The sequence below is a fragment of the Peribacillus sp. R9-11 genome, from assembly GCF_031345095.1.
Taxonomy (GTDB): Bacteria; Bacillota; Bacilli; order Bacillales; family DSM-1321; genus Peribacillus; species Peribacillus butanolivorans.
The window spans coordinates 1,035,178-1,046,782 of sequence record NZ_CP133763.1; the positions used below are offsets into that span (position 1 = coordinate 1,035,178).

Genomic DNA, 11,605 nt, shown 5'->3' on the forward strand with positions numbered 1-11,605 from the left:
CTTTCGATGAATTAGGCTAGTTCAAGTTTGTTTAACTGCTGTTCAGCAAATTCGCGATATAATGAGTGCGTATTATATAGTTCTTTATGTGTTCCGCTGCCTGTTATTTTCCCTTTTTCTAGGAAGATGATTTGATCTGAATTAATGACAGTCGATAGGCGGTGAGCAATTACTATTGTTGTTCTGCCTTTCATTAAATCATTTAACGCCTGTTGAACAACATGTTCCGATTTGCTGTCTAGGCTTGAGGTAGCTTCATCAAGCATTAATATTTTTGGGTTTCTTAAAAATGCACGAGCAATCGCAATTCTTTGTCTTTGACCGCCTGATAATTTCATACCTCGTTCACCAACCTCAGTATCATATCCGTTTGGAAGTTCAGAAATAAACTGATCGGCATACGCCATTTTAGCTACTTGATTTAATTCTTCATCTGTTATATCCCGATCTATTCCATAACAAATATTATCTCTAATTGTACCTGATACAATAGGACTTTCTTGCGAAACATAACCAATCTGGCTTCTCCATGAAAGGAGTGTGAAATCATTTATGGATTTCCCACCTATGGAGATAGAGCCTTGCTGTGGTTTATAGAAACGCTCAAATAATGAGAAAAGAGTCGTTTTTCCGCTGCCACTTGGGCCGACAATTGCAGTGACTTTACCTGCTTCAACGGTAAAGCTTATATCTTTAAGTACCTGTTCTCCATTATTATAACTATAGTTTAGATGATCCACGGTGATTGATTGATTGATATTTTGAACTTGCTGATTCGCGTCTTCTTCCTCTTCTGAATCCAAAATGGAAATTATACGCTCTGTTGCACCCGTAGCTTTTTGGAATTGTGTAAAGAAACCTGCTAATTGAGCCATTGGCATGATAATTTGGAAAAGGTACATAATGAATGCAACTAAAGCTCCAGCTGACAGAGCTCCTGAAGAAACACGCATTCCCCCATAACCTAAAATTAGGACAAGTAATGCCATCATGACTAAACTCATTAGTGGGCCAATTAAAGCTTGTATTTTTGCTTCTTTTAATCCGAATTGAAATAATTTGGTAATCCCTTTATTTCCATTTTGATATTCAAATGTTTCTGCATTGGATGCTTTAACTAGACGGATTTCGGTTAGCACCTGTTGGAGAATTGAGGTGAAACTTGCTGTCTCATCCTGCATCCCCTTTGATATTTGATGCATTTTTTTGCCAAGCGGCATTAATATTAAAACAGAGAGTGGGATTGCAATGAGCATCAACAATGTCATTTTCCAATCCAGTACAAATAACACAATCATGGAGCCTACAATGGAAATGATTCCTGTAACGAAATTAGATAGGTGTTCCGAAATTAATCCTTTCACTACAGTTGTATCATTTGTCATTCGACTAACTGTTTCTCCTGATTGATGTTCATCAAAATAATTCACGGGTAATACAAGTAATTTTCTCCATAGTTGATCTCGAATACCCGCTACTACAGATTGCCCGATCCGATTTAATAAATAGATGGAAAATCCACTAGCCAATGCTTGAACAATAATTGCAAGAACGAGAAGTGTGATCCGTTCAGTGCTTAGTGAGCTAATTGAAAAATCATTAATAAGATTCTTTGTGAATAACGGGACTAATAATCCTACACCTGTTGTACTTAAGCTTAATACTAAAGCAATCCCTATCATTAGTTTAGAAGGCTTTGTTTGTTGAACTAATCGAATAAACTGGCGCCATCCTTTTTGCTTTTTTACTTCTGACATATTTATTTACATCCTTTCTTAATCCTTTTTACAAGAGGAAGTATACAAAGAAGTTATGAATTGAATATGAACTTCTAAGTTAATTATTCTATTTAGTGGTTTTTTCGAAATAACTGGTAACATGACTTTGTTTTGCTAGTTAATCTACCAAAAAAGCAAACATAGGGATGCCGTAGCTAAAATCCGTGCATGAATGATTTGTTAAATAAGTGATACTTCATATTAGATGAAGCCGTTGAACAAATCATAAATCAACTTTAATGTTTACCAAAGCCTTTTGTATAAAATATACAGGAGTTTGCCCTAATCCAGATGACCTTTATATGAATGAAATAGATAGGACATAATAGATATCATAGGATTTAGATATTTTAGTAAGGGTTACATATAGAAAAGTATGGAATTATCAAGAGGGCATAATTTTTGACCAAGGATCTTTAACAGTGATACGCTTACTTTTAGATATTACGTATTCAAAATCAAGGAGGAACACAAAATGACACAATCCAAACAACAAAAAATCACCCTGGCAAACCGACCAAAAGGAATGCCTTCGAAAGAAGATTTTAACTTTGTGGAGAGTGATGTTCCCACACCAAAAGAAGATCAAATATTATTACGGACGCTTTATTTATCTGTCGATCCATACATGCGTGGAAGAATGCAAGATACTAAATCATATATAGCTCCATTTGAATTGAATAAGGTCATCACTGGAGGCGTTGTAGCCGAAGTGGTAGAATCCAATTCGAATTCCTTCAAACAAGGAGATGTTGTTGTTGGGAATATCGACTGGGCAGAGTATACGGTGGTCAATGAAAAAGAAATCCGAGTGATTGATCCTAAAGTTGCCCCTGTCACAACTCATTTAGGGATTCTCGGGATGACTGGTTTAACAGCTTACTTTGGTTTGCTCGATATCGGAAAACCTCAAGAAGGTGAAACAGTCGTGGTTTCTGGAGCAGCTGGGGCTGTTGGTTCAGTAGTTGGACAAATTGCTAAAATCAAAGGTGCTAAGGTAGTAGGCATTGCTGGCTCAGATGAAAAACTTGAGTATTTAACAAAAGAGCTTGGCTTCGATGGAGCTGTTAATTATAAAAAAGATAGCTTTGCGACAGATTTAAAAAACGCTGTTCCTAACGGAGTCGATGTTTATTTCGATAATGTTGGCGGTGAGGTAACGGATGCTGTTTTCACACTTTTAAATACAAATGCTCGTATTCCATTATGCGGAGCGATTTCCTCTTATAATGCAGAAGGAAAAGATTTAGGGCCGCGTCTGCAATCGGCGATGATCAAAACGAGTGCACTTATGAAAGGTTTCACAGTTGGTAATTATGCCGAAAGATTCCAAGAAGGTGCGACAGATTTAGGGGAATGGCTACAGCAAGGAAAATTGAAGTATGAAGAAACCATTATTGAAGGGTTTGAAAATACCCCTGATGCATTTCTAGGTTTATTTAAAGGAACGAATCTGGGTAAACAACTTGTAAAAGTTGCAGAACCTAAATACGCTACGCTCTAAGCATGGGAACCTAGTAGAGGGTAACATTGGTGTGACATAGTCTTTAAAACAGTATTGAAAAAAGAGTAAATAATTAAGGGTATATAATAAGCGGCCTTTTTTCGATATTCAATCGGGGGAAGGCCGTTTCCCTTTTCCTAGATACGAGAAAGATTAACGTATATTCCTCTTCCTTTAAGGTATCTTTTGTTGTTAATGAAGGATATTAAAAGAAGCTCTAGATTAAGCCATCAAGATAACGGTTGAATAGCGTCAAAAGAGAAGATAGGGAGCGAATTATTTAATGAAAGGAAAAGTGAAATGGGCAAAAATAAACAAAGAGTATCTTCAAAGTCTCCGAAATTAGAAGCGATACATACGACATTTAAACAGGCTTTTGAAATAAAAAAGAATCCATTTCCGTGGATAAAGGCATTGAGTGCAGGAATTGCTGCTGCATTACCTGTATTCATAGGATTATTATTTGGGAATTTTGAGTACGGTTTACTGGCAGGAATTGGTGGATTCTCTTATTTATACGTGTTTAACCAACCGTATGAGCAAAGAGCTAAAAAGATTTTCTTTGTAATGTGGGGCCTTTCTTTATCTGTTGTCTTAGGAACCCTTTTGGCCCCATATCAGCTAGGGACAGCTATAGTGATGGGGATTATTGGGGCATGTGTATTTTTCATTTTTGGTGCTTTAAATATCACTGGTCCTTCGGCAATATTTTTCGTTTTGAGTTTTGCGCTTGCTACAGGTATGCCTATTGATCAATCACTTGCGCCGTTACGTGGAGGGCTTGTTTTATTAGGTGGGGCATTATCTTGGATAATCTGTATGTTAGGCTGGTTTTACAATCCCCATGGACCTGAAACTAATGCAGTGGAAAAAGTGTATAGAGAGTTGGCGGTATTCTTTGATTCAATAGGGACAGAGAAGTTTAATACAGCAAGACACAGAACGGTACTAGCAATGAAGCAAGCAGAAAATACGCTTTTAGCCGGGTATTCAGCCAAGAGAAGTACAGATATATTTAAGCGGTTGTTTCTTTTAAATGAACATGCAAACGCGATATTCTTGAGAGTTCTTGAAATTTCTTTGAACAATAAGATCGTACTTCCACCTGAATTAGGGAAATCCGTTCAGGCATTAGCTGACTCTATTGGATCTAAAACGAAAAATAAATCAAAGATTCTTCAGCCAGAGCAGGTTGATAAAGAAGTAGAAGATTTATTCATAAAAATCTATAATGCAGATGCCATCATGAATGAACCGGTTCAAAAAATTCATCAAGAAGTCTTAATCTCAAAGCCTTCTCTAAAAACCATATTTCTGGGGGCATTTGATAAAAACTCCATAGTCTTTCTCACTTCTGTACGATATGGAACAATCCTTACTATCGCCGCTATCATCGCTTATTCAGCCGGTTTTAATCGTTCGTATTGGGTGCCCTTATCCTGTGCTGCAGTAATGTCCGGTGCTACCATTATCGCCACATTTCATCGTGCTGTTCAAAGGACTTTCGGGACAATCATTGGGCTCCTATTAGCAAGTTTGATTCTTGCATCTGTTCATAACGAGTTTATTATTGTGCTAATCATCTTGTGTTTGACTTTCATTACAGAGCTTTTTATCGTTCGGAATTATGGGTTAGCTGCGATGTTCTTTACACCTTCAGCTTTAATCATGGCAGAATATTCAACTCAAAGTTACGACTTCAGTTTCTTTGCAACAGTAAGGATAACTGATATCGTTGTAGGGAGTATTATAGGCCTTGCTGGGTCATTGTTAGTCGGAAGTCGATCAGCGTCCAGTCTTCTGAGTCATTTTATCGCGAAAACGATTCGAAGTCAGGGTCAATTTTTATTAATGGCGTTCTCTGAAAATAATAGGACCCTTACATTTGATGAGAGCAGTGAACGAAGCAAAATGCAAACCAATATGGTCAATCTATTAACGGTATACAATACGTCTCTAGGTGAGATATTCAAAAACAAGGCCAGATTAGAGTCTCTATGGCCCGTAATATTCTCAATAGAACAATTGGGGTATTATCTAAATGCCAGCTTGAAATACTCTGAACGTCCTGTTCTTTCAGAGAAGGATCTCGCTCAATTGCTTTATGTTTTTGAAACCATGGCAATAGCTGCAGATAAAGATCAATCTTCAACAAATAAAACCGTACCAGAAATTGAAGGGTTTTCAAAAATTCGTCACGAGATTTTGGACCTCCAAGAAGCTCTTCAGTTTAGGGGAGAAGTTTCAAGCTAACCTTAGAGTTTTGTTTAAGGGAGTTCTTATTATTGGCTCCCTCAATTCAACTGAATGAATGCACTAGCTGAAAATAGAGGGTTTATTCAAAAAGTCTGTAAAAATGCCAATTTTCAGTATAAAATGTAAATACATACAGAAAGGTGATGGATCATGTCAAACGTTGCAAAATTTCGAGATTTTTTAACGCGCGAGAAAATCTATATGAATGAGTTGAAAGAAGATGACACCACCTTTTTTAGAGCAGAGCAAAAGTTAAAGGATGGCTGGAAGATTCTTTTAGTTTTTGCTTTCAACCAAAATGAAAATGTGGCGGATTTATTTTGCTTTAATGTTGCCGAGTTGAAGAATCCTGATAAAAGGCGGGATGTACATACACTGTTAAATGAATATAATGCTAATTTTAGATATTCAAAGTTGTATGAAGAAAAAGGGACTATTTCAATTCGTTATTCTTATTCCCTTGAGGGAGAATTTTTACCAGATCTAGCTTTCAGGAAGTTAATCATGTTACTTGAAACAGCGGAGCAGGTATACCCGTCGTTAATGGAAGTCATCTGGTCTTAACAGTGGAGATGTAGGGAAAGTTCTCTGTTATTAGAGAACTTTTTAACATCTTTAATAGAGTGATGAATATACTATTGTAACATTCATTAAATTTTTATTATTTTTTTAAAAATAACTATTGCATTTATTTAATATAAACTATATAATTAATTTTGTTGATAGCGATTCGACAAATTTCTACAAGAATACGCGGGTGTAGTTTAGTGGTAAAACCTCAGCCTTCCAAGCTGATGATGAGGGTTCGATTCCCTTCACCCGCTCCAATACATACTCATAACGCAGGGTTTCGTTACCTGGAGAACGAAGCTTTGCGTTTAAATATTTTATAATGAGAATTCTACTGTTTACAGTAGGGTTTTTTTTATTGTCTAGATTTGTATGTACCTATAATTTAAGGAAGTAGTATGAGATGAGGCTGATCCTGGGTGACTAAGAAACTAGTTGATATGTTGTCAGGAAGCGTATCAAGTGAATCCAAAACTGGGGAATGTGTTTGTAATAGAAGAAAAAACATTCACAGGTTGATATCCTATCCTATAAAAAGACCCCTTCCGATTTTGAAAGGGGTTTAGTTCTGCTCGATTGTTATTATACTTCTAAAATGGAATAAGTTCCTTCTCCACCGTGGATTTCGAGGAACATTTTCATTAAGGACTCTGTTAGCTGATGGGCTTCTTTGATTGGAGTCTTTGGTTGTAAATAGATGATTTGGATTGCCTTTTTCGTTTCTTCCGTGACCTTTGTTCGTTCTGAATCAACGTAGGGGCTTCCAAATGCTCCATCACGATCGGCAGAAGTAATCATGTTTTCCATTGAATTCAAGCGGCCATTCAAGCCGTTATACTCATCTGTACTCTCGCCAATTTTAATCGAGATATCTCCTGTTAATTTATCAGCATCATATATGCCAATAGGCACTTCATATAAAAGGGAGAAGAAGTTATTCAGGTCGATAGCGGAATGAATAGATGTTAAGTAATTTTGTTTTTTAACACGACGGTATAGAGCTTCCACGGAAGGACGGTAGCGTGACGGATTCGTTCCGGTCGTTTTGAAAATCTTTCGCCACTCTTTGATACCCGGGAAATCGGTTAATTCTTTTTCATCTAGATCGAAGAAAAGAGCTTCTTGAAATAACTGTAGTCTTCCTTTGACCATTTGCGGGGAGGGGCCAACTTCGATGTTTTCATATGTAATGATCCCAACTTTGAAATCAGGGATTTTACTGCTAAGATTAGCGGAAATGTTAATTTCCAAGCGTTACACCTCCAAAAATGATTGCAATTAGTTTATCATAGATAGCAATGGTTTGAAATGAATACAAGCTTCGATGGGAATAATGAATGAACGAAGGTGATAAATATGGATATGAATACACTTAAGCAAGAAGTGATTATATATAGTAAAGAGATTGGCATTGATAAAATTGGGTTTACATCAGCCTCTAATTTCACGGAATTGAAAAGTCGGCTGATCCGTCAGCAGGAACTAGATTATCAGTCAGGATTTGAAGAACCGGATATTGAAAAAAGGGTCAGGCCTGAAATGATTTTTGATAAACCGCAATCCATTATTTCGATTGCACTGGCCTATCCTTCTAAATTGAAGAATGCACCGCAAAGCACAAAAAGTGAGCGACGTGGGATTTTTTGCCGGGCCTCTTGGGGAACGGATTATCATACGGTTCTTCGCAATAAATTGCAGTTACTTGAGGATTTTATTAAAGATAAAGTGCCAGGAGCAATGGTAAAGTCTATGGTAGATACTGGTGAATTATCGGATCGTGCTGTTGCTGAGCGTGCAGGAATAGGCTGGAGTGCTAAAAATAGTATGATCATTACTCCTGAGTTTGGGTCTTATGTATATTTAGGTGACATGATTACAAACTTGCCATTTATACCGGATCAACCGATGGAAGATCAATGCGGGACTTGCAATAAATGTGTGGATGTTTGTCCAACAGGTGCACTTGTGCAGGGTGGCCAGCTGAATTCTAAGCGCTGTATTGCTTTTTTAACGCAGACAAAAGGATTTCTCCCTGATGAATTCAGGACGAAAATAGGCAATCGTTTGTACGGATGTGATACGTGCCAGACTGTTTGTCCGAAAAACAAAGGAATGGATTTTCACTTTCATGAAGAGATGGAGCCTGACCCTGAGGTTGCGAAGCCGTTGTTGAAGCCTCTGCTTACGATCTCAAATCGGGATTTCAAAGAAACATACGGCTATGTATCTGGTTCGTGGCGAGGCAAAAAGCCAATCCAGCGAAATGCCATTTTAGCATTAGCCCACTTTAAAGATGAAACGTCACTACCCGAATTGATTCAGATCATGAAGGAAGATCCACGTCCTGTATTACGGGGAACCGCGGCCTGGGCGATTGGGAAAATTGGACGGAAACAAGTAGTTTCTATTTTAGAGGAAGCTTTAATGAACGAAACCGATGAAGAGGTTCGTGCAGAAATTGAAAAAGGACTGCAGTTTACCTTGGAGCATCAATAATATTAAATATATCAGATATAGCCGCCTCGTAAGAAATTTAACGGGACGGCTTTTTTTATTTTTTGTAGAAATGTGAGGATGAGGGTTTAATATGTAGGTAAAAAAGAGTCCTCGATATGCTTGGACAACTTTCTGATTGCCGGCTAATTTTTTATATAGGGCGGGAGAAGCTCAAAACCTTTCAACCGGAATACAGGGGAGTAGATTTTGTATTCTGCTGTGATGATAGGCTAATAATACCTTTTATTTTTCAGATATATTATTTAATCAAGTGGATACCTTGGCTCGTGATGTTCGAAGCGTTTCTGCTAGTTTCTTTTGTTAATAAGAGTTTATTTCGAGGAAATGAACAAAAACAGGCCATTAATATATTCTTCTTTAATGAAGTTGTGTTTTTGTCCATGCCCTCATACATACACATTAGCATAGATGGTATGAAGGGGGGCATAATTTTGAGGGAACAATTGAAACAGCTTTTGCAAGAAAGAGTGGAGTGTTATACTTCCGATACTCAAGAACGCGATGAAAGAAAATTGCATCTGAAAAAGGAGTTAATGCGGAACCGCTCTACGGAAATTGTGCGGGTAAATGCTGCAGGCAAGGTTCACTCGAAGAGAAAGGAAGAAAAGGATACGGTATTGACCTATAAAGTACATCTACAATATTTATTGAAGCAGGAAGATTCTTTTTATATAGAAGAGGAAATGGAAGAAAGGGAGGCGAGGTTTAGAGATGGATATTTAATAGATGAACGTGACCTTGTACCAAGCTTTGAACCAGAAGAGGTGCCTCCAAAATGGGAAGAAGGTTCGGAGCGGCTATCTTATAAGTATGACAGGATGAAGGCCGTTCAGTATGCCGAGCGGTGGTGGAATGAATTTAATCCTGCGTACCACAAGTTCACTGATGATTGCACGAATTACATTTCACAATGTCTGCATGCAGGAGGAATCCCAATGTGGGGGGCGCCAAACAAAAATAAGGGCTGGTGGATAAGAGGGAAAAGCTGGAGCTATACCTGGACGACTGCACACTCCTTATATAATCTGCTCGCTGGCGGAAAGGGAATCCAGACAAAACGTTTAGAAACAGCTGAGGAGATGGATATAGGCGATATCATGTGTATTGACTTCGAAGGAAACGGACGCTTTGATCATAACTTGATTGTAACGGCGAAGGATCAGAACGGAATGCCGCTTGTGAATGCCCATACGATGAACAGTCGCCATCGATACTGGACGTACGAGGATTCGAGCAGATATACACCGAATATCGTTTATAAATTTTTCTCGATTTTGGATGGAGTGTGATTGGTTTTTAGTCTGTTTGTTTAATGCTATAATTAGATGAAGTTTAAACTAGAGGTGAAAATGAAGTGGCAATACATGTAGTTTTATATCAACCACAGATTCCAGCAAATACAGGTAATATCGCAAGAACGTGTGCAGGAACAGACACGTCCCTGCACCTTATTCGTCCGCTCGGTTTTTCAACAGATGACAAACAGCTTAAGAGGGCCGGTCTCGATTATTGGGAGAATGTTAAAATTCATTATTATGATTCATTGGAAGAGTTTTATGAGAAGAATGCCGGCGGTGAATTTTATTACTTAACGAAATTTGGAGAGCAGCCGCATACAACCTTCGATTATAGTGATCAGGACAGTGAGATTTATTTCATGTTCGGTCGTGAAACGACGGGCCTTCCGAAAGACCTGATTCATGAAAATTTAGACCGTTGTCTGCGAATCCCGATGACGGATAAAGTTCGTTCTCTAAACCTGTCAAATACAGCAGCGATCTTAATTTATGAGGCCTTAAGGCAGCAAAATTATCGTGATTTGGATTTGAAAACAAAAGGTTGATGGATTAATGCTTTTGTTACCATACTATCAGTGGGGGATATAGCCCCCCTGGTAGATGTTTTACCTACATACTTTTTTAGGGGTGGAAGCTTTGAATAATATTATTGAGAAGATTTTAGATCACCGTTCCATTCGTTCTTTCGAGGACAAGCTATTGTCGGAAGAGCAAATTCAAACGATTGTTGAATGTGCTCAGGCTGCATCAACTTCAAGTTATATTCAAGCGTATTCAATCATTGGGGTAACCGATCCAGAAAAGAAAGCCAAGCTAGCGGAGCTTGCCGGACCACAATCTTATGTAGAGAACAATGGGCACCTATTCGTTTTCTGCGCTGATTTATATCGACATGATCGGATAGCTGAGATAGAAGATACAGACCTTTCCGAATCGATTGAAAGTACGGAAAAATTCATGGTTGCTTGCATAGACGCAGCTCTTGCAGCTCAAAATGCGGCATTGGCTGCAGAATCAATGGATCTTGGCATTTGCTATATCGGTGGAATCCGTAACAATCTTCCGGAAGTGTCAGAGATTTTGAATATTCCACATCGTGTTATTCCGTTATTCGCCCTTGTAGTCGGCTATCCTAAAAATCGTTCCGATAAAAAGCCACGTCTGCCACAATCTAATATATACCATGAAAATGGCTATCAGGCGGATAAGCAGGAGTTTATCGGTCAACTGAAAGAGTATAATGAAACAATTTCTAGTTATTATGAAAGCCGTACAAAAGGCAAACGAAAAGATACCTGGACACAGCAAATGGCTGGTATGCTTGGAAAGAAAAGCCGGATGTATATGAAAGATTATGTGGAAAAGCAAGGATTTAAAAAGCATTAAAAGATAAAATACGCTTTATAGGGATATCTGAATTTTTATCCATAAATGAATTATTTTTAATAGTCGACTAGCATTAATCAGCCATTAGATGACCTCGGGTATTGTCCCGAGGTCATTCTGTTTTTATTTCATATTGGAATAAACAGGTAGCCCTTTCTAGATAAATAGTATTAGCATTGTTCCCCATATATCCAACATGAAATTATCCTTTTATAGCCATATAAATAACTATTGACAATATATTTATATAGAATTATAGTAATTAAGTAATGGATAATGATAATCATTTTCATTTG

9 protein-coding genes and 1 tRNA gene are annotated in these 11,605 nt (G+C 37.8%); 8 read left to right on the forward strand and 2 right to left on the reverse strand.

The annotated features are described in order from the left end of the window. Positions 1–11: 11 nt before the first annotated feature. Positions 12–1,763: an ABC transporter ATP-binding protein gene (locus RE409_RS04935; protein ID WP_397443447.1), complete on the reverse strand. Its 1,752-nt coding sequence runs from the start codon at positions 1,761–1,763 to the stop codon at positions 12–14. Positions 1,764–2,253: 490 nt separating this feature from the next. Between RE409_RS04935 and RE409_RS04940 the strand changes: the two genes are divergently transcribed. The 4 genes from RE409_RS04940 to RE409_RS04955 all read left to right on the forward strand — a co-directional run bounded on the left by RE409_RS04940 (position 2,254) and on the right by RE409_RS04955 (position 6,365). Beyond that, on the forward strand, positions 2,254–3,282 hold the full coding sequence (locus RE409_RS04940; RefSeq protein ID WP_201182376.1) for an NADP-dependent oxidoreductase: 1,029 nt from the start codon (positions 2,254–2,256) through the stop codon (positions 3,280–3,282). 300 nt (positions 3,283–3,582) lie between these two features. After that, entirely contained in the window at positions 3,583–5,535 is a 1,953-nt protein-coding gene (locus tag RE409_RS04945; RefSeq protein WP_201182374.1) for an FUSC family protein, read from the forward strand. Positions 5,536–5,688: 153 nt separating this feature from the next. Further along, a complete protein-coding gene (locus tag RE409_RS04950) occupies positions 5,689–6,102 on the forward strand; it encodes a YbjN domain-containing protein (RefSeq protein ID WP_309558643.1) in 414 nt (137 codons plus the stop codon). A 189-nt stretch (positions 6,103–6,291) separates the two neighbouring features. Then, a tRNA-Gly gene (locus RE409_RS04955) sits at positions 6,292–6,365 on the forward strand. 325 nt (positions 6,366–6,690) lie between these two features. Here RE409_RS04955 and RE409_RS04960 read toward each other — a convergent pair. Continuing rightward, positions 6,691–7,359: a B3/B4 domain-containing protein gene (locus RE409_RS04960; RefSeq protein WP_053344669.1), complete on the reverse strand. Its 669-nt coding sequence runs from the start codon at positions 7,357–7,359 to the stop codon at positions 6,691–6,693. Positions 7,360–7,464: 105 nt separating this feature from the next. Here RE409_RS04960 and queG point away from each other — a divergent pair, with 105 nt between their 5' ends. From queG to nfsA, 4 genes are all read left to right on the forward strand, one after another. Beyond that, positions 7,465–8,604, forward strand: coding sequence for a tRNA epoxyqueuosine(34) reductase QueG (queG, locus tag RE409_RS04965; protein WP_201182372.1), 1,140 nt, complete (start codon positions 7,465–7,467; stop codon positions 8,602–8,604). Between the two features lie 452 nt (positions 8,605–9,056). Continuing rightward, positions 9,057–9,914 (forward strand): amidase domain-containing protein, encoded by an 858-nt coding sequence (locus RE409_RS04970; RefSeq protein ID WP_309558644.1) that lies wholly within the window; start codon positions 9,057–9,059, stop codon positions 9,912–9,914. A 65-nt stretch (positions 9,915–9,979) separates the two neighbouring features. Continuing rightward, the gene (gene trmL, locus RE409_RS04975) at positions 9,980–10,468 is read left to right on the forward strand and encodes a tRNA (uridine(34)/cytosine(34)/5-carboxymethylaminomethyluridine(34)-2'-O)-methyltransferase TrmL (protein WP_053344672.1); all 489 of its coding nucleotides are present in this window, start codon (positions 9,980–9,982) and stop codon (positions 10,466–10,468) included. A 91-nt stretch (positions 10,469–10,559) separates the two neighbouring features. After that, on the forward strand, positions 10,560–11,309 hold the full coding sequence (nfsA, locus tag RE409_RS04980; protein WP_309558645.1) for an oxygen-insensitive NADPH nitroreductase: 750 nt from the start codon (positions 10,560–10,562) through the stop codon (positions 11,307–11,309). Positions 11,310–11,605 lie beyond the last annotated feature (296 nt).